The 22,278-nt window shown below is 43.9% G+C and carries 20 protein-coding genes; 15 read left to right on the top strand and 5 right to left on the bottom strand.

What is annotated here, in order from left to right:
• Positions 1–42: 42 nt before the first annotated feature.
• Entirely contained in the window at positions 43–561 is a 519-nt protein-coding gene (gene fldB, locus R7Z49_RS06920) for a flavodoxin FldB (RefSeq protein WP_005381790.1), read from the bottom strand.
• A gap of 157 nt (positions 562–718) precedes the next feature.
• Here fldB and xerD point away from each other — a divergent pair, with 157 nt between their 5' ends.
• The 7 genes from xerD (at position 719) to R7Z49_RS06885 (ending at position 9,449) form a co-directional block, all read left to right on the top strand.
• Complete coding sequence (gene xerD / locus R7Z49_RS06915) at positions 719–1,636, top strand: site-specific tyrosine recombinase XerD (RefSeq protein WP_005381788.1); 918 nt, start codon at positions 719–721, stop codon at positions 1,634–1,636.
• Between the two features lie 59 nt (positions 1,637–1,695).
• The gene (gene dsbC, locus R7Z49_RS06910) at positions 1,696–2,484 is read left to right on the top strand and encodes a bifunctional protein-disulfide isomerase/oxidoreductase DsbC (protein ID WP_005381786.1); all 789 of its coding nucleotides are present in this window, start codon (positions 1,696–1,698) and stop codon (positions 2,482–2,484) included.
• A 43-nt stretch (positions 2,485–2,527) separates the two neighbouring features.
• The gene (gene recJ, locus R7Z49_RS06905; protein WP_186584461.1) at positions 2,528–4,267 is read left to right on the top strand and encodes a single-stranded-DNA-specific exonuclease RecJ; all 1,740 of its coding nucleotides are present in this window, start codon (positions 2,528–2,530) and stop codon (positions 4,265–4,267) included.
• 173 nt (positions 4,268–4,440) lie between these two features.
• Positions 4,441–5,539, top strand: a protein-coding gene (prfB, locus tag R7Z49_RS06900; protein WP_100068604.1) for a peptide chain release factor 2 whose coding sequence is annotated in 2 segments (ribosomal slippage) — positions 4,441–4,515 and positions 4,517–5,539 — 1,098 coding nt in all. Because the reading frame shifts where the segments join, the coding sequence is not laid out codon by codon here.
• 34 nt (positions 5,540–5,573) lie between these two features.
• Entirely contained in the window at positions 5,574–7,091 is a 1,518-nt protein-coding gene (gene lysS, locus R7Z49_RS06895) for a lysine--tRNA ligase (protein WP_005382861.1), read from the top strand.
• Between the two features lie 243 nt (positions 7,092–7,334).
• Positions 7,335–8,669 (top strand): cyclic-di-GMP-binding transcriptional regulator VpsR, encoded by a 1,335-nt coding sequence (gene vpsR / locus R7Z49_RS06890; protein WP_017635067.1) that lies wholly within the window; start codon positions 7,335–7,337, stop codon positions 8,667–8,669.
• A 528-nt stretch (positions 8,670–9,197) separates the two neighbouring features.
• Positions 9,198–9,449, top strand: a complete 252-nt coding sequence (locus tag R7Z49_RS06885) for a hypothetical protein (protein WP_005381776.1) — start codon at positions 9,198–9,200, stop codon at positions 9,447–9,449.
• Positions 9,450–9,580: 131 nt separating this feature from the next.
• Here R7Z49_RS06885 and R7Z49_RS06880 read toward each other — a convergent pair whose 3' ends face one another.
• The gene (locus R7Z49_RS06880; RefSeq protein WP_005381774.1) at positions 9,581–10,615 is read right to left on the bottom strand and encodes an NADP(H)-dependent aldo-keto reductase; all 1,035 of its coding nucleotides are present in this window, start codon (positions 10,613–10,615) and stop codon (positions 9,581–9,583) included.
• A 154-nt stretch (positions 10,616–10,769) separates the two neighbouring features.
• Here R7Z49_RS06880 and R7Z49_RS06875 point away from each other — a divergent pair, with 154 nt between their 5' ends.
• Entirely contained in the window at positions 10,770–11,081 is a 312-nt protein-coding gene (locus R7Z49_RS06875; protein ID WP_005381772.1) for a DUF6482 family protein, read from the top strand.
• Positions 11,082–11,096: 15 nt separating this feature from the next.
• Here R7Z49_RS06875 and mutH read toward each other — a convergent pair whose 3' ends face one another.
• Complete coding sequence (gene mutH / locus R7Z49_RS06870; protein ID WP_017821501.1) at positions 11,097–11,777, bottom strand: DNA mismatch repair endonuclease MutH; 681 nt, start codon at positions 11,775–11,777, stop codon at positions 11,097–11,099.
• Positions 11,778–12,397: 620 nt separating this feature from the next.
• Between mutH and rppH the strand changes: the two genes are divergently transcribed.
• The 5 genes from rppH (at position 12,398) to R7Z49_RS06845 (ending at position 17,736) form a co-directional block, all read left to right on the top strand.
• Complete coding sequence (rppH, locus tag R7Z49_RS06865; protein ID WP_005381953.1) at positions 12,398–12,919, top strand: RNA pyrophosphohydrolase; 522 nt, start codon at positions 12,398–12,400, stop codon at positions 12,917–12,919.
• Positions 12,920–12,921: 2 nt separating this feature from the next.
• On the top strand, positions 12,922–15,168 hold the full coding sequence (gene ptsP / locus R7Z49_RS06860; protein WP_186584460.1) for a phosphoenolpyruvate--protein phosphotransferase: 2,247 nt from the start codon (positions 12,922–12,924) through the stop codon (positions 15,166–15,168).
• 6 nt (positions 15,169–15,174) lie between these two features.
• On the top strand, positions 15,175–15,966 hold the full coding sequence (locus R7Z49_RS06855) for a sulfite exporter TauE/SafE family protein (protein WP_005381949.1): 792 nt from the start codon (positions 15,175–15,177) through the stop codon (positions 15,964–15,966).
• A gap of 87 nt (positions 15,967–16,053) precedes the next feature.
• Complete coding sequence (gene lgt, locus R7Z49_RS06850) at positions 16,054–16,875, top strand: prolipoprotein diacylglyceryl transferase (protein ID WP_005381948.1); 822 nt, start codon at positions 16,054–16,056, stop codon at positions 16,873–16,875.
• Positions 16,876–16,884: 9 nt separating this feature from the next.
• A complete protein-coding gene (locus R7Z49_RS06845; protein WP_005381947.1) occupies positions 16,885–17,736 on the top strand; it encodes a thymidylate synthase in 852 nt (283 codons plus the stop codon).
• Positions 17,737–17,806: 70 nt separating this feature from the next.
• Here R7Z49_RS06845 and R7Z49_RS06840 read toward each other — a convergent pair whose 3' ends face one another.
• Together R7Z49_RS06840 and R7Z49_RS06835 are read right to left on the bottom strand one after the other, a co-directional pair.
• Complete coding sequence (locus R7Z49_RS06840; protein ID WP_130544982.1) at positions 17,807–18,949, bottom strand: flavohemoglobin expression-modulating QEGLA motif protein; 1,143 nt, start codon at positions 18,947–18,949, stop codon at positions 17,807–17,809.
• Between the two features lie 147 nt (positions 18,950–19,096).
• Positions 19,097–20,242: a Na/Pi symporter gene (locus R7Z49_RS06835; protein ID WP_025768431.1), complete on the bottom strand. Its 1,146-nt coding sequence runs from the start codon at positions 20,240–20,242 to the stop codon at positions 19,097–19,099.
• Positions 20,243–20,628: 386 nt separating this feature from the next.
• Between R7Z49_RS06835 and nhaR the strand changes: the two genes are divergently transcribed.
• Both nhaR and R7Z49_RS06825 read left to right on the top strand, forming a co-directional pair.
• Positions 20,629–21,519, top strand: a complete 891-nt coding sequence (nhaR, locus tag R7Z49_RS06830) for a transcriptional activator NhaR (protein ID WP_005381942.1) — start codon at positions 20,629–20,631, stop codon at positions 21,517–21,519.
• 288 nt (positions 21,520–21,807) lie between these two features.
• On the top strand, positions 21,808–22,116 hold the full coding sequence (locus R7Z49_RS06825; protein ID WP_005381940.1) for an ArsR/SmtB family transcription factor: 309 nt from the start codon (positions 21,808–21,810) through the stop codon (positions 22,114–22,116).
• Positions 22,117–22,278: the final 162 nt, after the last annotated feature.

The following is a 22,278-nucleotide window of genomic DNA, read 5'->3' as shown; positions in this document are numbered from 1 at the left end:
TCATCGGGCTTTTTACTTTTTAATGATTACGTGTTTGCGCTATTAAAGCGTGTCGTGGAATTCCACAAGAACTTGTTCACACCATTTTTCGATGCGTTCATCACTCAGTTCGTACTGTGAGTCTTCATCTAACGCAAGTCCAACAAACTTGCTGCCATCTTCGATCAATGCTTTCGATGCTTCAAATTCGTAGCCTTCATTTGGCCAGTAACCGATAAAGGTTGCGCCTGTGGCTTGCAATTCATCGTGAAGTAAGCCCATCGCATCTAAATACCACTCTCCGTAACCTTCTTGGTCACCCAGACCAAACAGCGCTACAACTTTGCCTTTCAGTGGTGTGGTCGCGATGTCTTGCCAAATCGCGTTCCAATCTTCTTGAATTTCACCAAAATCCCAAGTTGAGATGCCAAGGAGTAATAAGTCGTAGTCCGCCATTAGTGATAACGGTGTCTCTTTCACATTGTGAATGTCGACAAGGTCTTCACCAATAAGGGTACGAATTTTCTCTGCTGCCATTTCGGTGTAGCAGGTCGTTGAGCCGTAAAAGAGTCCGATTTTCATTATATTCGTCGTTATTTGTGTTGCTGTTGTGGAAGATTCTAACCATAAATTGAGGAAGATTGCAGCGAATATCCTATGTGGGATGATTTTTTATGGTATTGGATTGGCAGGTGCTTTAATCTAAATACTGTAAATATAAACAGATAAGGAAGCATTCATGACGGCACAACAGCCTGTCAATCAACAAGATTTTTCGCTTGTTGAGCAATTCTTAGATGCGATGTGGATGGAGCGTGGCCTATCAGAGAACACGTTGGCTTCCTACCGAAACGATTTAATGAAGCTGCTCGTGTGGATGGAAAAACATCGATACCGTCTTGATTTTATCAGTTTGTCTGGCTTGCAAGAATATCAAAGCCACCTTGTAGATTTAGATTACAAACAGACGTCTCGTGCGCGTATGTTGTCGGCGATTCGCCGTTTATTTCAATACCTGCATCGTGAGAAGGTGCGTGCTGATGACCCGAGTGCGCTTTTGGTTAGTCCTAAACTGCCACAACGTTTACCCAAAGATATTAGTGAAGAGCAAGTGGACGCGTTGCTCGAAGCGCCAGACCCGAATGACCCTATAGAATTGCGCGATAAAGCGATGCTAGAGCTACTCTACGCGACAGGGTTGCGTGTGACAGAGCTCGTCAGTTTGACCATGGAAAATGTTAGCTTGCGCCAAGGGGTGGTGCGCGTGACTGGTAAAGGTGGTAAAGAACGCCTGGTTCCTATGGGGGAAAACGCGGTCGATTGGATCGAGACGTTCATTCAACAAGGGCGCCCTGCGTTACTTGGTGATACATCATCTGATATTGTTTTTCCTAGTAAACGCGCAAGACAGATGACTCGTCAGACGTTTTGGCACCGTATTAAATACTATGCTTTGATAGCAGGGATTGATACTGATCAGCTGTCGCCGCACGTACTGCGTCATGCCTTTGCCACGCATTTATTGAACTATGGCGCAGATCTCAGGGTCGTACAGATGCTTTTAGGACATAGTGACTTATCGACCACGCAAATTTATACTCACGTGGCGACTGAACGATTGAAGCAGATCCACAGTCAACACCACCCAAGAGCGTAACAATGGTTAGATTCATCCATGTCTTCTTGGAAAAACGATTTTACATTAAGGTGAATTTCATGAGCGTATTACGCCGACTAACTCTGCTGACTTTACCATTTTTTGTTACCGCTTGTGGTGCAGAAGAAAGTCAGGCTCAAACGGAGACTCCTGCGCAACAAGTAGCGCCAGCTGCACAAAGCGGCTTTGATGAAGCAGCATTAAAAACTAAGTTCTCAAAGCTTGGTTTATCTATCGTTGATATTCAACCATCAGACGTCGCTGGCTTATTGGAAATTCAAACCAATGGCGGGATCCTGTTTGCTTCAAATGATGGTAGCCACTTTATCGCCGGTACGCTTTATGCCATTAATGATGATGGCAGTTACAAAGATGTCATAGCAGAGCGTCAAGCGCCGCTTAACGCCGAGAAAATTGCGCAGTTCTCCGATAGCATGATCGAATACAAAGCCGACGATGAAAAGTACGTTGTGACCGTATTCACTGATATCACCTGTGGTTACTGTGTGCGTCTGCATAGCCAAATGCAAGGCTATAATGATCTAGGTATCACAGTGCGTTACATGGCTTACCCTCGCCAAGGTGCAACTGGCCCTGTGGCAGAGCAAATGGCAACGATTTGGTGTGCTGAAGATCCGGCGTCGGCAATGCACAACGCGAAAGTGAATCGTACATTTGATAACCCTGCGAAAGACTTAAAACAGTGTAAAGAAACCATCCAGGCGCATTACAATCTAGGTCGCCAATTGGGTATTTCTGGTACGCCAGCAATCTTCTTACCGAATGGCGAAATGGTTGGTGGCTACCTACCACCTGCAGAGCTATTGAAACGTTTAAAGCAACTATAATCCATTAGGAGCAGAGCCGGCAAAGTTGTCGGCTCTTTTAAGCATGATAGAAATTCAACGACGTCCTGAACCTGATCTTTCCCTTCTTCCTGATTCCATTCCTCCGATTCTTAAACGTATCTACATCAACCGTGGGATAACGGATCTTTCACAATTAGAAACGTCGGCCCGTGGGTTGCATTCATATCAAAAACTCGGGGGGATTGAGCAAGCTGTCGATCTTTTGTTTCAGGCGATAAAAGAACAAAAACGCATCATCGTTGTCGGTGATTTTGACGCTGATGGTGCGACAAGCTCAGCATTATCAGTACTCGCGCTGCGTATGCTTGGTAGTCACAATGTGGATTACCTAGTGCCAAATCGTTTTGAAGACGGTTATGGGTTAAGCCCAGAAGTCGTTGACCAAGCGTTAGAGCTTGGCGCTGAGATGATCATGACGGTGGATAACGGCGTCTCATCAATCGAAGGTGTGCGTTACGCAAAAGAAAATGGCATTACCGTGCTCGTTACCGATCACCACTTACCAGGACAAGTGTTGCCTGATGTGGATGCAATGGTGAACCCAAACCTTGAGAGCTGTAGCTTTCCATCTAAAGCGCTTGCGGGTGTGGGGGTCGCGTTTTATCTCATGATGGCACTATGCGTTCATATGCGAAAACACAATTGGTTTGCAGAACAGGGGATGCAAGAGCCCAAGTTGATGGAACTGATTGACCTTGTTGCACTGGGTACCGTCGCCGACGTCGTTCCATTGGATGAAAACAACCGCATTCTTGTACACCAAGGTTTGCAACGTATTCGTGCGGGCAAAGCGCGTCCCGGCATCCAAGCGTTAATTGAGGTCGCGAAGCGCGATGCGCGTCGTTTAGTTGCGTCCGATTTTGGCTTTGCTTTAGGTCCACGTATTAATGCTGCAGGTCGTCTTGATGACATGTCTTTCGGTGTTGAACTGCTGATGTGTAACAACATCCACGCAGCTCGTCGCATGGCAAGTGAATTGGATGGCTTGAACCAGACTCGTAAAGAGATTGAAGAAGGCATGAAGCAAGAAGCGATGGCTTTCTGTGAGCGCCTTCAGTTTGGTGAAGGCAATGAGCTTCCTTATGGCCTAGCCTTATTCCAACGTGATTGGCATCAAGGTGTGATTGGTATTTTGGCTTCGCGCATTAAAGAGAAGTTTCACCGTCCAGTCATTGCATTTGCTGATGGCGGAGAAGGGACGATTAAAGGCTCGTGTCGTTCTATTCCGGGGCTACACATGCGCGATGCGTTGGATTTCATCGACACGCAAAACCCGGGTTTGATCATCAAGTTTGGTGGACACGCCATGGCAGCAGGCTTAACGATTAAAGAGCAGGATTTTGAGCGTTTCAGTCGTTTGTTTGATGAAGTGGTAAAAAAGGAACTCGATGAAGCGGCGCTAAAAGGCGTGATCATGTCAGATGGTGAACTTAAGCCGGAAGAGTTCTCTATGCATGTTGCTGAACTGCTGCGATCGGGTGGCCCTTTTGGACAAGCCTTCCCTGAACCAATCTTTGATGGTGAGTTTAAAGTACTGCATCAAAAGCTGGTGGGTGAGAAGCATCTTAAATTGATGTTAGAGCCGCTTTATAAAGGTCACCCTACCAATGTGATGATCGACGGCATTGCATTCAATGTTGATCTACGTCGATGGCCAGATGCATCGGTTAAAACAGTACGTCTCGCGTATAAGCTGGATGTGAATGAATTTCGTGGTAATCAATCATTGCAATTGATGATCGACCATATCGAAGCTAAGTAATACCTAGATTAACCTTTCTTATAGAGTACGGTTGCCCCTAAGTGGGCGTAAAATTTTATGACCGTGCTCTCTCTCACCGCAATCTGATTTCTCATCCGAAATTTTCCTGTATCTCGGTCACATTTTTCAGTAGAATTTCTCGGTTAAATTCTATTCTAAAATGTTGAGTAAACATGTTTGAAATCAATCCAATTAAAAACCGTCTGCAGGACGTGTCTCAGCGCACAAATGTCCTGAGGGGGTATCTTTGACTATGACGCGAAGAAAGAGCGTCTAGAAGAAGTCAACGCAGAACTTGAACAACCAGATGTATGGAACGAACCTGAGCGTGCGCAAGCACTGGGTAAAGAGCGTGCATCACTAGAAGCGGTTGTTGAAACCATTGATCAACTAGAGCAAGGTGTGGAAGATGTAGAAGGTCTTCTTGAGCTGGCTGTAGAAGAAGAAGATCAAGAAACATTTGACGAAATTGAACCAGAACTTGCTGAGTTGGAAGAGAAGCTAGAAAAGCTTGAATTCCGTCGTATGTTCTCTGGCGACCACGATAGCTCTGATTGTTACATCGATTTGCAAGCTGGTTCTGGTGGTACAGAAGCACAAGACTGGACTAACATGCTGCTGCGTATGTACCTACGTTGGGCAGAAGCGAAGGGCTTCAAAGCTGAAGTGATTGAAGTCTCTGAAGGTGAAGTCGCGGGTCTTAAGTCGGCAACAGTTCGCATCTCTGGTGAGTATGCGTACGGTTGGTTACGTACAGAAACGGGCGTTCATCGTCTTGTTCGTAAATCTCCGTTCGATTCAGGCGGTCGTCGCCATACGTCATTTGCTTCTGCGTTCATCTATCCAGAGATTGATGAAAACATCGACATCGACATTAATCCTTCCGACCTACGCATTGACGTTTACCGTGCGTCAGGCGCAGGTGGTCAGCACGTAAACACCACAGAATCTGCGGTACGTATTACGCACGTACCTACGAACACAGTGGTTCAGTGTCAGAATGACCGTTCTCAACATAAGAACAAAGATCAGGCAATGAAACAGCTTCGAGCGAAGCTATTTGAGCTTGAATTGCAAAAGCAAAATGCGGAAAAACAAGCTAATGAAGACGCTAAGTCTGACATTGGCTGGGGTAGCCAGATCCGTTCTTACGTATTGGATGACTCACGTATTAAGGACCTCCGTACGGGCATTGAAAACCGTAATACTCAAGCGGTTCTTGATGGCGATCTGGACAAATTTATTGAAGCTAGCCTGAAATCAGGTCTATAAAGCTTTTCACCGACAAAAACAGGATACATCGAAAATGACTGATGCTGTTCAAAACGAAACTGTACTAGAAGAAAATAAGCTGATTGCTGAACGCCGCGCTAAACTGGATGCAATCCGAAAGAGCTGCAAAGCGAACGGCCATCCAAACGACTTCCGTCGTGACGCACTAGCGGGCGACCTTCAGAAAGAGTTCGGTGAAAAGACGAAGGAAGAGCTAGAAGAGCTTAACCACGTAGTAGCAATCGCTGGCCGTATCATGGCTAAACGTGGTCCATTCTTGGTAATTCAAGAAACTTCTGGCCGTATCCAAGCTTACGCTGACAAAGCGGTTCAAAAAGTACTTAAAGAAAAATACCAAGGTCTAGATATCGGTGACATCATCGGTGTTAAAGGTGCACTTCATAAGTCTGGTAAAGGTGACCTATACGTGAACATGGAAGAGTACGAGTTGCTAACCAAAGCACTACGTCCACTTCCAGAGAAGTTCCACGGTCTAACTGACCAAGAGATGCGTTACCGCCAACGTTACGTTGACCTGATCGTTAACGAAGACTCTCGTCAAGCGTTTGTAGTACGTTCTAAAGTAATGTCTGCAATCCGCAACTTCATGATCTCTAAGCAGTTCATGGAAGTTGAAACGCCAATGATGCACGTTATCCCTGGCGGTGCGAGTGCGCGTCCATTCATCACGCATCACAACGCACTAGACATGCCAATGTACCTACGTATCGCGCCAGAGCTATACCTGAAGCGTCTAGTTGTTGGTGGTTTTGATCGCGTATTCGAAATCAACCGTAACTTCCGTAACGAAGGCCTTTCTCCACGTCACAACCCAGAATTCACAATGATGGAATTCTACATGGCGTACGCAGACTACAAAGATCTGATGGACCTAACTGAAGAACTACTAAGCTCAGTGGCGCAAGAAGTTCTAGGTTCAACGTCAATGCCTTACGGTGATGAAACGGTTGAGTTTGGTGGTACTTACACTCGTATGAGCATGTTCGAAGCAATCAAGCACTACAACCCAGACCACGCGCAAATCCAAGCGCTAACAGAAGAAGACCTACAAAACCGTGATCTAATGGTTTCTATCGCGAAATCTGTTCACGTTGAAGTAGAACCTTTCTGGACATGTGGTCAGCTTCTTGAAGAGATCTTTGGTGAAACAGCAGAACCTAAGCTAATGCAGCCTACGTTCATCACTGGCTACCCAGCAGATATCTCTCCACTAGCTCGTCGTAGCGATGACAACCCGTTCTTTACAGACCGCTTTGAATTCTTTATCGGTGGCCGTGAAGTAGCGAACGGTTTCTCAGAGCTTAACGATGCTGAAGACCAAGATGCACGCTTTAAAGCACAGGTTGAAGCGAAAGAGTCTGGTGACGACGAAGCAATGTTCTACGATGCAGACTACATCACTGCTCTAGAGCACGGCCTACCGCCAACAGCAGGCCAAGGTATCGGTATCGACCGTTTGGTTATGCTACTGACTAACACGCACACTATCCGTGACGTGATCTTATTCCCTGCAATGCGCCCGCAAGCGTAATTCGATAGGATGAGTAAAAAACCACCTTCGGGTGGTTTTTTTTTGCCTTTTAGTTAAGCTGATTCAAGTTGTTGCATTTGCCTTTTAATGGGATATGCAAATAAACATTCGCCAAATCTCAATCTATTGCATAGTCTTAATACTGAGACAGACGTGAGGGGGCGGAGTCTCGATAATGTTACCCGCTCGCAAAGATAAGTTTGTGGCACAAAATTTCTATTAACAATGAAAAAGGGTTAGAGAATGGCTGGGCAGTTTAAGATGGATTCCATCCCGGGATCGCTTGTGGTAGTTGGCGGTACTTATGAGCCTTGGTTATCGGTACTGGAGCAAGTGGGCTGGAAGTGTCACCAAGTAGGTGACTTACGCAAAGCTAATACGCTGTTAGAAGATATTGGTCCATGTATCGGTATTGTTGATCTCAGCCATGACGAGTTCAGCTTGAATGGTTTGGCGAACTTAGTCAGCTCTCACAAACACGTACGTTGGTTAGCGTTTATTCGTGAATCTCAGCTTGGCACTGACACCATATGCCAGTTCATTGTTAACTTTTGTATCGATTTTTTTACAGCGCCGATCCCAGATGCACAGTTATTAAGCACAATAGGTCACCAGCTTGGCATGCTTAAGTTGGAGAAAAAAGTTTGGCCTAGTTTTGGTAGCAGTTTAGATATGGGTCTGATCGGTGAATCTATCCCGATGAAACGTTTACGCGATCAAGTGAAGCGCATCGGTCCAACAGACGTCAGCATTCTGATTTCTGGGGAAAGTGGGACTGGTAAAGAGGCGGTTGCTAGGGCCATCCATAAAGTCTCTTCACGCTCTCATAAACCGTTTATGGCAATTAACTGTCGCGCACTCAATGAACAACGTTTCCAAGCTGAAGTATTTGGTATTAACGCCGATGAAGATATGGAAGCATGCCTGCTTGAACAAGCAGATGGCGGCACCGTGTTGTTTAACGACATTCTTACCATTTCAAAAGAGCAGCAAATGAATCTGCTGAGATTCTTGCAAGAAGGCACCATTGATACCAAAGATGGCGTAAAAGCGGTTAACGTGCGTATTCTTGCTGCTAACTCGTCAGATGTTGAAAAAGCTTTGATTGACGGTGACTTCAATGAAGAGCTTTACCATTACATCAACGTTTTGCGCATCAATGTCCCTAGCTTGAAAGAACGTGCGAGTGACATCGCATTGCTGGCTCGTTTCTACTTACAAGAGTTCTCAAAAGAGTACAACTCGCAAGCAAAAAGCTTTTCTGAGGATGCATTCAAGGCACTGACACGTTATTTCTGGCCTGGAAATGTGCGTGAGCTGATGAACCAAGTGAAGCGAGCGGTATTAATGTCCGACAGCGTAATGATTGAAGAGCATCACTTAGATTTACCTCAACGTAATGACTCAAAGCGCAGCTTGAAATCAATCCGAGAGAAGAGTGAACGTGATGCGTTGCTGGTTGTTTTGGAATCTCATTCTGGTCAAGTTTCAAATGCGGCGAAAGAGCTCGGAGTTTCGCGTGCAACCATGTATCGACTACTTAATAAACATAACTTGATTTCCGAACAAGCCATGTAGTTGGCCTTTCCCTGTGTTAAATAGGCGAATAAATACAATAAAAGAGAGTGGCCACAGAGCCGCTCTTTTTATTTTTGTTTGGTTTGATTTATAAAATCCGCAAATTTATATATTCCTCAGGTGAATATGTTATACGTAAAAGTATATGAAACTAAATTGCGGTGTATTGATTTGTTTTTAATCAAAAAGGCAAAAAATGTTTGATATATATCCATCAAAGCTTACAATTTAACCGTAACTCAATGAGTTATACCTTTCATAAACGGATTAATTTTTAGCTAGGAGGCGCAAGATGAAACATTACGTTGTTAACACCACTGCTTGCGCTGATCGTATGCCTATCGCTCCGATAACCCTTAAATCGGATGATACCAATACCACTGGCTCACAAGATAAAAATTAATCCGTAACCTATCATATTTATTACTAGGCTGCGGAAAAGTAGCGGCTTAGTATCAACAGAATATTTCTGTTCATTTTACGCACTATTTTTCCCAGTCGAATACATCGATAATCGGAGAAAATATTATGCGTCACTCTATTTACCTACAATTGGCCACTTTGCTATTGAAAGCAGACCTTAAACGCGAAGAAAAGCAATGGCAGCGCACCATACGCCGAACTGCTCATGATATTCCATGGACGAATGTTCATCTATTGAGAGATATTGGTTTAGATCGCGATGGTCGTTCTACACGTGCCAATGTTCCGGATGCAGTAAAAGTTGAACGTCGAGTTCGTCACCTTCGTCGAGTCTTAACGTCGCGAATAATGACGTAATCGTTAGCGTGTTGGGCTGACTGAGTTGCTAACGAGTCATTCAACACGCTTAACTTTTTATATGAAGTATGACTTCATTGGATAAACAGCTGATCTTGAAGATCAGCTGTTTTCGTTTGAAGGTGGTACTGTTAAGGGCAAGGATTCGAGTAAGTTGTACCTATTGCTTGAATTTCAGTAAGTAGTTCGTCGCTAAGTTGCAAATCAATACTGTCGATATTGGCTTTTAATTGGTCTAGGTTTGTTGCTCCGATAATGTTAGAAGCAACAAATGGACGCTGATTGACAAACGCGAGCGCCATTTGTGCAGGGTTTAGACCATGCTCTTGAGCTAAATTGACGTAAGCTTCGGTCGCTTTAACACCTTGCGGAGTGAAGTAGCGCGCAAAACGCTCCCACTTAGTGCATCGAGCGCCTTCAGGTTTTGCCCCGTTTAGGTATTTACCACTCAGGCAGCCAAATGCCAAAGGAGAGTAGGCAAGTAACTGAACGCCTTCGTAATGGCTGATTTCAGACAAGCCAACTTCGAAGCTGCGGTTCAATAAGTTATATGGGTTTTGAATGGAGACAATTCTTGGCAAATCGTGTTTTTCTGCCAAACGCAATAGCGACATCACACCCCACGGCGTCTCGTTGGATACGCCGATATAGCGCACTTTACCTGCATTCACTAATTCAGTAAGCGCTTCCAACGTTTCAATTAACGTGACTTCTTCTTGTTTGTCAGGGTATGGGTAGTTGAGTTGACCAAAGCAGTTGGTTTGACGCTGCGGCCAATGTAGTTGGTACAAATCGACATAATCGGTTTGTAGACGATTAAGGCTGTCATCAATTGCTGTATGGATGTGGCGACGATTAAGGCTCATGTTGTCTCTAATGTGAGGAACATTGCGAGGGCCTGCCACTTTTGTTGCCAGTACTACTTTCTCTCTTTTGCCGCTTTTTGCTAACCAATTACCGATGTATTGCTCGGTGAGCCCTTGTGTTTCCGAGTTTGGCGGTACAGGGTACATCTCTGCGGTATCGATGAAGTTCACCCCATGATCGAGGGCAAAGTCGAGCTGTTCAAAGGCGTCCTTTTCTGTGTTTTGCTCGCCAAACGTCATAGTGCCGAGGCAGATTTTACTGATCTCAAGTGATGAGTGCGGTAGTTTTGTGTATTGCATATCACGTCCTTGAAGAGTTACCGACTAAATAAGTGACTCCAATATAGGGGATTTTTAGCCGCAATCGCAAATGATTTACGTATAAAGGGAGAGCAAACTCGAAAGCTACAGTTATCCTAACTACACTTAAATAATCGTGTGAAGGAGGTATGTTATGCAGAAGCATCAATTGGACATGTGGCTACATGGTCCACATAAAGATACTTATAAAACTCCCAAAGTATTTGTGATTGGGTGTTCTGATGTCTCTGACTATCTTTTAGCTGTGGAGTACAAGCATCAACTTGAGCCGATTAAAGACGGTGAAGACCCGATACATTTTGGCTCTCTAGACTTAGTAAAAGAAGAATTATTGAGGCTAGGGGTCGATAAAGCGTATTTAAGGCTGCGTAATGCGTATGACGAATGTGGCACTGAAGAGGCAGCCTCGTACTGCGATATTGAGTTATCGCTCGTGACGCACTAAATAGCTGATATAGTTTTATTCTGGTTGAGTGTTAATGTAGTGCTTGAGTAAGATCTGTTCAGTAAACTGTGTTCTAAGGTAAAAGCCTCGGGGCAGAGTTTTCATCGGCTTACCATTTGAGTTATATGCTTCGGTGAGCGCTTTTGCATTTGCGGCTTTAGGGCGAAGATGCAGCGCTTCTCCGTGTCTGGCGGAAATTTGATCAAATCTTCCCAAGACGATCATCTCCATTAACTCTTCCCAGTCATTTCGCAAAATCCGTTCTTCTTCTTCATCTGGTGACCAAATGAGTGGACTGCCCACACGTCTTTCAGCGAGTGGGATTTCTCGTTCTCCTTCTACGGGTACCCAAAGCACACGAGATAGCTTGTTTCGAACATGACTTGTTTCCCATGTAAGACCATGAACACCAGTGAGGGGGGCCACAGAAACAAAGGTTGTTTCTAAAGGTTTGCCAGAGTAACTGATCGGAATACTTTTCAACTCGATCCCTAGTTTTGCGAAATCTTGTTGAGGTTTACTGCCAGCTGGAGCGCCCAAGTGCCATTCGAGTAATTGACCCACCCAACCTTTATCACGTTTTAAGTTTTCAGGAACAATCATATTCGCCTCGGCGGCCAACTCAGCAAAACTGAGTCCTGCCATATCATGCGCTCGTTCCAATAGCTCTGCTTCTGTTTGTGGTTCTGGTTTCATAGTTACAAGGTGGCATTACAAAAAATATAGTTTATCAAACTCCGACCAAATCTACTGTTTAAGATTTCACCGAGGCGGTGTAAGAACGATCAATTCATAACTTATCCACAGGTGGAGGAGGTATTGATAAGATCCTGACGAGGTCTGTATGAATAAACAGGGGTTAAAATGCATTTTTGGGGTTGATTTTGTTGTAATCATCTAAACGAATAGCAGGTAAGTGTGGATAAATAGCCTGTTGGTGGATCTTTGACCGATCTGAGTTTGGTGAAAAGATCATCAAGAAATTGAAGATCGAATTATCGTTATTTTTAAAAATAAATACTTTTTTATCAATGCTTTATGTTTGTTTTTTTTGTTTATTCATTTGTTTTTCATTTGATGGGATTGAACTGAATTACTCATTTGAATTGAATTCTTCACAAAGTTATTCACAGAAAAGGTGAATAAATGTGGGCAATGTCTCACTCTTGTGTTGATAAGGTATGGTTTGATTAAAAGATATCCAAAAATGCTGAAAAGGTAATAAATCTTGCTCATATCACATCAGTAAGTTTGCTAGTAATGGGGATATGTGGAAAAATCACGGTAATAAAAAATTTATTCATAGAGGTTAGCCAGTGATAGATGGCGATGGTTACCGACTTAATGTTGGTATTGTGATATGTAATAACCATGGTCAGGTCTTCTGGGCTAAACGATACGGGCAACACTCATGGCAATTTCCACAAGGTGGGATTGACGAAGGTGAAACCCCTGAACAAGCCATGTTCAGGGAGTTATACGAAGAAGTCGGTTTAACGAAAAAAGACGTTAAGATCATTGCAACAAGTCGTCATTGGTTAAGATATAAGCTACCAAAGCGATTGGTGCGTTGGGACTCCAAGCCTGTTTGTATCGGCCAAAAACAGAAATGGTTTCTGCTGAGATTAGAATGCGATGAGTCTCGCATTAATATGCAACGCGGAAAATCCCCTGAATTTGATGGTTGGCGCTGGGTAAGTTACTGGTATCCAGTTAGGCAAGTTGTTTCTTTCAAGCGAGATGTTTATCGACGAGCGATGAAAGAATTTGCATCCTTAGCCATGCCTTTTCGAGAGAGAAAAGCGAAAGGGAAAAGAAAAAAGCAACGTAGAGGATAATCATGCTCAGTCAGCTAAGGGAAATAGTTGAGAAAGTCTCCAGGGTCGATGATGTGCATCTGGCACTCGATATATTGGTGAAAGAGACTTGTGCTGCCCTTAGTACTGAGTGCTGTACTATCTATCTTGCTAATGAAGAAATGCAGCGCCTTGAGTTAATGGCAACTCAAGGCCTTATTTTTGAAGGTGATAGTATTCATATCAACTTCAATGAAGGCTTGGTTGGGTTGGTAAAACGAAGCGCTGAACCCCTTAACCTTGCCGAAGCCTCAAAACACCCCGAGTTCAAATTCTTTCCTCAACTCGGCGAACAGATTTACCACTCTTTTTTAGCTACTCCAATCATTCATCGTAAACAAGTTTTAGGTGTGTTGGTGATCCAACAAAAAACGCCGCGCTTGTTTAGTGAAATGGAAGAATCGTTTCTTGTTACCTTATCCGCTCAGTTAGCGGTGCTCATTGCACATGCGCAGAATCTTGGGCATTGGCAGTTAGCATCTAAACCCACGGTATTAAAAGGTTTGCCTGCGTCTACTGGTGTCGCGATTGGAGAGTTTTGGTTCGACAATACCCAGCCGAGTTTATCGGATATTTTCCCTTCGTCCACGTTAGATAAGGAACGCGAGCACGAGACACTACTGGTGGCCATAGAGCGAGCGTTAAATGACTTTCGCCGCATGCGGAAAAAACTGGACAGTGAAATCAACAAAGATGCGCTGGCGATCTTCGATCTGTTTACTCACTTACTGAATGATCCGATGCTTCGCGGTGATTTGAAGAAGCAGATTGAAAAAGGAGACAGGGCAGACTGGGCGTTACGCCAAGTTGTAGAGTCATACTCGAATCGATTTGCAAGAATGTCGGATGTATACATGCGTGAAAGAGCGCAAGATATCCGAGAGTTAGGGCAAAGGCTGCTCTATTTTCTGCACAACAGTGAGCAAGAAAATTCTGCAATTGATCGTCCCATTATTTTGGTGGCGAACGAACTCACTGCCACCTTGCTCGCTTCTGTACCTAAAGAGTTTTTGTTAGCCGTCGTATCATTAGAGGGAGGCGCAAACTCTCACGCTGCCATTTTATCTCGAGCTCTTGGGGTCCCTGCAGTCATGGGCGCCAACATTAATCCGGATGTGGTGAATGGCAAACTCGGGATAGTCGACGGCTATACGGGTGAGATCTTCTTAGAGCCAAACCGCCAGTTGTTGCGAGAGTATCGCAGCTTAGTAAGCGAAGAGTCTGAACTGTTTGCCATGGTAAACAAGGACCTCGCACTCCCTGCGGTTACGCAAGATAATCACCATATCGAAATTATGCTGAATGCGGGACTCAGTGCAGACAGTAATATTGCCATCAACACAGGTGTTGATGGTGTTGGGTTGTACCGAACTGAGATTGCATTTTTACTTCAGCATCACTTTCCTTCGGAAGATGAACAGTATCATCAATACCAAGCAATACTTAACAGCTATCCGAATCAACGAGTAGTGATGCGTACTTTGGATATTGGTGGTGACAAACCTTTGCCGTATTTGCCCATCGAAGAAGATAATCCGTTTCTAGGCTGGCGTGGCATTCGTTTTACATTGGATCATCCAGACATTTTCTTGATCCAGCTGCGTGCAATGTTAAGAGCGAGTGCAGAAAGCGGAAACTTAAGTATCTTATTGCCAATGGTGTCAGGGGTAAAAGAGCTAGACGATGCCATTAGCTTGATTAATCAAGCTCACAGCGAAGCCGTTTTGCTTGATGATAGAATTCAATTCCCACAAATTGGGGTCATGATTGAAGTACCATCGATGGTGTATCTGTTGCCAACGATCGCTCACCGTGTTGATTTTGTTTCTGTCGGGACAAACGATTTAACTCAGTATTTATTAGCGGTAGATAGGAACAATTCGCGCGTCGCGGATGTCTATGAATCTATGCATCCTGCGGTACTGTTAGCGCTTAAGCAAATCCATGACGTGTGCGATAAGTATCGGGTGCCAGTGTGTATTTGTGGTGAGTTAGCTGGCGACCCATTTGGCGCTCTTCTCTTACTTGGGTTAGGGTATACCAGTTTGAGTATGAACACCTCCAACGTGGCTAAGGTGAAATATTTGATTCGTCATAGCCAACAAGAAGAATTAGAAAAATTAGCGGAGCAAGCAATGACAAAGTCCTACGGGGAGGACATTCATCAAATGATGCATGACTTCTTCATCCAACAGGGTTTTGCGGGCTTTATCCGTGCAGGTAAAAAGTAGGAAATCGTGACCGTCTCTTTATTTTTGTTATTGTTGGCGCTAGGCGCTTTTGTGGGTGTGATGGCGGGGTTACTCGGTATCGGTGGTGGTTTGATTGTTGTTCCTGCCTTGTTGTATTTGCTTCCTCTTGCTGGGATCTCTCCAGAAATGAGTATGCACATGGCCTTAGCCACTTCGTTAGCGAGTATTATTGTCACGTCTGGCTCATCGGCGATGAATCACCTTAAGCTCGGCAATGTCGATATGTTTGTCGTAAAATGGTTGATGCCTGGTGTGGTCATTGGTGGCTTTGTTGGTGCCAATATTGCTGAGTGGATCCCTACACACTATTTGCCGAAAGTGTTTGGTGTCATTGTTCTTTGCCTGTCAGTACAAATGTTTCGTTCCATTAAAGTTACGAGCAGTAAACCTATGCCGAGCAGCCCTGTGACTGTAGTTTACGGCACGGGAATTGGTGTCGTATCAAGCCTTGCTGGTATTGGTGGTGGCTCACTGTCGGTACCATTTTTAAATAAACATGGGATAGAGATGCGTAAAGCGGTGGGCTCATCCTCCGTTTGTGGTTGCGTGATTGCTATTTCTGGTATGATCGGCTTCATCTTACATGGCTATAAAGTGGAAGGCTTACCTTCATACAGTATTGGCTATGTTTATCTTCCCGCTTTATTAGCGATTGCTATGGCCTCGATGCTCACAACAAAAGTGGGTGCGAAGCTCGCAACTAGCCTTCCAACTGCGGTATTAAAAAAGATATTCGCGGTGTTCTTAATGTTTGTTGCAGCGACCATGCTGCTCTAAGTTTGTACCCAAGTCATTCTCGCTGAACCAAGCATCTAGAGGTTACTTGGGTATATTTATTTTGTTGTGATAAGAAGAGAATGATTTATGTCTCAGGGATATATTGAATTTCCCAATATTGATCCGGTTTTAATCTCTATTGGTCCTGTTTCGGTTCGTTGGTACGGTTTGATGTACCTTGTGGGCTTTATGTTTGCTCTATGGTTAGCGAACCGACGTGCAGATAAGCCTGGAAGTGGTTGGACACGAGAGCAGGTTTCTGATTTGTTGTTCGCAGGCTTCCTTGGCGTGGTGATTGGTGGCCGTGTAGGCTACGTGCTTTTCTACAATTTTGAGCTCTTCCTGGCTGACCCTTTGTATCTATTTAAAGTGTGGACCGGTGGTATGTCTTTCCACGGGGGCTTACTGGGTGTGATTACTGCGATGTTCTGGTATGCACACAAAAACGGGCGAACTTTCTTCGGTGTTGCTGACTTTATCGCGCCGCTTGTGCCATTTGGTTTGGGTATGGGGCGTTTAGGTAACTTCATGAACAGCGAGTTGTGGGGCCGAGTAACGGATGTGCCTTGGGCGATCGTTTTCCCAAATGGCGGTCCACTGCCACGTCATCCATCACAGCTTTATGAAATGGCGCTTGAAGGTATCGTACTTTTCTTCATCTTGAATTGGTTCATCAAGAAACCTCGTCCTCTAGGTTCTGTTTCAGGGCTATTTTTAGCTGGATATGGTACATTCCGCTTCTTAGTTGAGTACGTGCGCGAACCAGACGCTCATTTGGGTTTATTCGGTGGCTTTATTTCCATGGGACAGATTTTATCCCTGCCAATGGTGGTTATCGGTGTCCTCATGATGGTTTGGGCATACAAACGTGGTCATTACAAAGACGAATTACCACAAAAGACGAAGTAAGGTATTGGTGTGAAACAGTATTTAGATTTGTGTCAACGCATCGTTGACCAAGGTGTTTGGGTTGAAAATGAGCGTACAGGCAAGCGCTGCCTGACCGTAATCAACGCGGATTTAACCTACGATGTTGCGAACAATCAATTTCCGTTGGTCACCACACGTAAAAGTTTTTGGAAAGCGGCCGTTGCAGAGCTATTAGGGTATATTCGCGGTTACGATAATGCGGAAGATTTTCGTAAGCTGGGCACGAAAACCTGGGATGCCAATGCCAACCTAAATGATGCCTGGTTGAATAACCCATACCGTAAAGGTGAAGACGACATGGGCCGTGTCTATGGGGTTCAAGGGCGCGCCTGGGCGAAACCTGATGGTGGTCATGTTGACCAGCTACGTAAGATAGTGGATGACTTAACGCGTGGTGTTGATGACCGCGGTGAAATCTTGAACTTCTACAACCCGGGTGAGTTCCACATGGGGTGCTTGCGTCCTTGTATGTACAGTCACCATTTTTCATTGCTGGATGATACGCTTTACCTGAATAGTACTCAGCGTTCGTGTGATGTACCGCTTGGCTTAAACTTCAATATGGTTCAAGTTTACGTGTTCTTGGCGATTATGGCGCAAATTACGGGCAAGAAACCTGGTCAGGCATTTCATAAGATTGTGAATGCTCACATTTATGAAGACCAGCTTGAACTTATGCGCGATGTTCAGTTGAAGCGTGAGCCATTAAAAGCGCCGACGTTCCATATCAACCCAGAGATTAAATCTCTAGAAGATTTGGAAACATGGGTCACACTGGATGACTTTTGGGTTGAAGGGTACGAGCATCACGATCCTATTCGTTACCCATTCTCAGTGTAACGAGTATCGTTCTTCAAGATATAGAAAAAGCTCCGAATGGAGCTTTTTTCTTTTTTGTACTTAGAAGGTATTATTTTAGTGCACTGACAATATAACGGTGAATTGGGTTGGTCTGCATCGGTGTGGACAGTGCCGGGCTAATAAACTTAGGTTGAGTGAATATTTCTTTACTCACTAATGAACGGATAAGCTCAAAGTACTTCAGCTCTGTTTTCCCGCACAACAATAGTGAAAAGTCATCGCCCAATCTATCATAGGCATTGAGCACCTCTCGGAATCCTCTAAGATACAAGTAATCCTTCGTTAAACCTCCACCTCGATAGACTCGGGCAGTCGTTGTAAATGCTTGAAGATCAGAAGCTTTATACTGTTCTTTTAATAGCATGAACGTATGGCGGAAATCGCGATCCTTGATCATCGACTCTACTGCCAGAACTCGTAAGGCTAAGGTTCTTAGGCGCTTGATACTGAAATGTCCTGACAGATACTCACATAATATAGCCAGCCCTTCTTGAGTGTTGGTATTGGCAGGACAACCTAAGCTCAGGACTTTTAGCGGTTGTTGACGACCGTTAAGCGTAGTTAGGAGATGTACTCCCATTTCATGATGTGCAAGAGCCTCCAGCTCATCAGTGGTGATGTACGCCGCGTGGTTAATTTTGACTCGAGATCCTGAAACTAGTGCGTTTGCTAACATCCCGTCCAACACCTGTATTTCACATTCATACCCATTGCGTTGAGCAAAATTTTGCATGAAACGTGCTATTGCACGGCTATCGTGCTGAGGTTCTTTTTCTTCTTCTGTAGGAAGGTGCAATATGAAATGGGCGTTGGCAATATCTTTGGCGCTCGGTTCCCCATAATAGCGTAAGGAGTTATAAAGAAACTCTTGCGTACCTATGGTATTCACTTGATCTAGTTTATCAGCATAAGACTGAATTACATCCGCGTACAGCCTCTGCAATTGGGTGTCTTGAATGTTTTCTAGAGGTAGCTCATATAGACGTCGCTTTGCGCTGTGGGTATCTACGTTAGTAATTGAATATTGAAAACTAGGCTCTTGAGAATATTTGTTTTTAATGAAACGTTCTCTTTCTTGAGCATAATTAAGAGGATTCACGCTACTGAGGATATCAATATCAGCAACCAGTTGGGTTAGGTTTTCGTCTATTGCGAGTAGCTGATCAGAAATAGCGTCATTAAGCTGCGTCATGTTGTCGACTCCAAATGAGATAGCTCAGCATAATCATGCTGATGTGGCTCAAATTATCACCGGACAATCGATTTGAACAGTTTAATTATCATAAAAAAGGCTCCACGATGTGGAGCCTAAACAATAAGCGATGGTATGTCGTTGTTGTTACGTTGTTAGGGCTAGAATTGCACCTGGTAGAATAACGAATACTGACATTAGGTAACCACCAACAACTGCTTTATTCTTAATAGCCATTTCAGAAATCATCTCAGCGCCTTTAACCGGAATCTCACGTAGGAATGGAATTCCAAAGATAAACAGCGTCGCCATGATGTTAAATACTAAGTGGACTAGAGCGATTTGAAGTGCGAATACTGCGAACTCTCCAGATACCGCTGTCGCTGCTAGTAGTGCCGTAATACAAGTACCAATGTTAGCACCCAGAGTGAAAGGGTAGATATCTCGTACTTTCAACACGCCAGTACCAACCAACGGAACCATTAAACTTGTCGTGGTTGAGGAAGATTGTACTAGAACGGTCACGATTGAGCCTGATACGATGCCGTGAATAGGACCACGACCGATGGCGTTTTTCAAAATTTCACGTGCGCGACCAACCATTAGGCTCTTCATCAATTTACCCATCACTGTGATTGCAACGAAGATAGTCGCAATACCCAAAGCAATAAGCATGACGCCGCCAACAGTATCACCGAAGGTAGAAAGTGGCTCTTTAATTGCGCCTACGACTGGCTTTGTAATTGGTTTAATAAAGTTGAAGCCTTTAATGCTCATATCACCAGTAGCAAGCAGTGGAGAAACAAGCCAGTGAGAAACTTTCTCTAAAATGCCGAACATCATTTCCAACGGAAGGAAAATAGCGACAGCAAGCAAGTTGAAGAAGTCATGAATGGTTGCACTTGCAAATGCACGTTTGAACTCTTCTTTACAGCGCACGTGGCCAAGAGACACAAGCGTATTGGTCACTGTGGTACCAATGTTAGCACCCATCACCATAGGGATAGCGGTTTCTACAGGTAAGCCACCTGCAACCAAGCCTACAATAATAGACGTTACAGTACTTGAAGACTGAATTAAGGCTGTTGCCACCAAGCCGATCATTAGACCTGCAACTGGGTGTGCGGCAAATTCAAATAGCACCTTAGCTTGATCGCCAGTTGCCCATTTAAAGCCACTACCAACCATAGATACTGCTAGAAGAAGCAGATATAACATGAATGCCAAGTTAGCCCAGCGTAACCAACGAGCTGTGCTCGAAATTGGTGCCACTGTTGAAGTAGCTTGGTTCATCATAATTTTCTCCGTTGACCTTTCAGTTCATTTTTCGGTCTGTAGTTGAATCTGCGGGCGATGTTAGAGAACAAATATTTCAGTAATATTACAGATTTCTTGCTGTGAGAGATTTTTATTGTTCTTTTTGATAATGGCGTAAAAGAGGAAGAAAATTAATTTTTAACTTGTTGATTTTAATGGTTAAATTTTGATTTAGTTTTGTTTGGTTTTTGCGTTTTTTTTGTAGAGAAAATGCGCCTCAGTTCAACTTTTATGACAGTGTTGACTTTATACTTTCGGTAAAACTTATGCTTTTGTAAGGTATTGTATGGTTTTGTCGAGTTTATTGTTTGTCTCTGTCACATTTGGTATAAAAAGTATCACTTTCTTTTCGGGACTCGATCATGTCACATCTAAACTACAACCATCTCTATTATTTCTGGATGGTGTGCAAACAGGGCTCTGTAACTAAGGCGGCTGACGCGCTCTTCCTGACACCGCAAACCGTGACAGGACAGATTAAAGCGCTTGAAGAGCGCATGAAAGGAAAGTTAACCAAGCGCAATGGTCGTACAGTTGAGCCCACTGAGTTAGGTCAGCTTGTGTTTAAGTACGCCGACCGGATGTTCGGTTTGAGCTATGAGATGTTAGATATCGTCAATTACAGCCAGCACTCGAACATTCTATTTGAAGTTGGTGTAGCCGATGCATTATCTAAACGCTTGGTCAGTAAAGTACTGATGACGACCGTCCCGGAAGATAACAGTATTCATTTACGCTGTTATGAATCGACCCACGAACTGCTACTTGAACGCCTTTCTCAGCACAAGCTAGATATGATCCTTTCGGATTGTCCCGTTGATTCTACTCAAAGTCCTGGCCTTTATAGCAAAAAGTTAGGTGAAAGTAGCATGAGCTTTTTTGCTTCTTCTGAAATTGAAAATGTGCGATTCCCTGAGATCTTGGAACAAAAAAAACTTCTGATTCCCGCGAGCCGAACGGCTATGGGGCGTAAAGTTATTCAATGGTTTGATCGTCAAGGTCTTCAACCCAATGTGCTGGGGGAGTTTGATGATGTTGCGTTGATGAAAGCTTTTGCTCGGTACCACGATGATGTGATTTTCTTGGCACCGACCGTATACATGTCGGAGATTGAAGACGACCGAAATTTACAGCTAATTGGCCATGTCGATGGGCTAAAAGAAGAGTACTACGTGATTTTTGCGGAACGAATGATCCAACACCCCGCGGTAAAAAATGTTTGTGATGCTGATTTCAGTCAAATGTTTGAGTAAACCCGTATCGTTGCGTAAATAAATAGATTACTATCAATAAAAATATAATTCTAAATAATATCTAAGTAAGCAAGATACTTGTTTTAGTGAGCAAAACTATTAATTATTGATGGCGCACCAATTAAAATCCTTGGTGGATAATATTGGTGTATCACTAACAACTAAATTAGAGGTTCTAATAATGAAGACTCTGGAAGTGTATCTTGATTTTCTTAGATATATAAATCAGTGCAACACAACAAGCTGGCCAGGGTTGGAATAAGTAAGTTGTAGCTAGAGGTCCAACACATGAATCTACAAGAAATGGAGCAGAACTCCGCAAAAGCCGTCGTGTTGCTCAAAGCGATGGCAAACGAGAGACGCCTACAAATCCTTTGTATGCTGCATAACCAAGAGCTGTCCGTGGGAGAGCTGTGTGCAAAGTTAGAGCTAAGCCAGTCGGCATTATCTCAGCATCTTGCTTGGCTTCGCCGTGATGAGTTAGTCACGACAAGGAAAGAAGCACAGACGGTGTACTACACATTAAAGAGTGATGAAGTGAAAGCGTTAATAAAAACACTGCATAGTCTTTATTGTGCTGAGAGTGCTCAACATTAATTAAATAGTCCTAATATACTGCTCATCTTAGAGTGTGAATCTAACTTGTTGGAATATTTGAGAGTGGCGCTAAAATTTTGATGATAGGGTACTACTCATCGACCAATTTGCTTTGTTCTCAAGTGTTTTATTAGTGCTTTCTAGTTTGAGCGTTATATGGGT

Origin of the sequence: Vibrio sp. 1562 (assembly GCF_033340155.1) — a bacterium.
GTDB lineage: Bacteria > Pseudomonadota > Gammaproteobacteria > Enterobacterales > Vibrionaceae > Vibrio > Vibrio alginolyticus.
The sequence above is the reverse complement of the archived record's forward strand: the minus strand, read 5'-3'. Positions and strand labels throughout refer to the sequence as shown.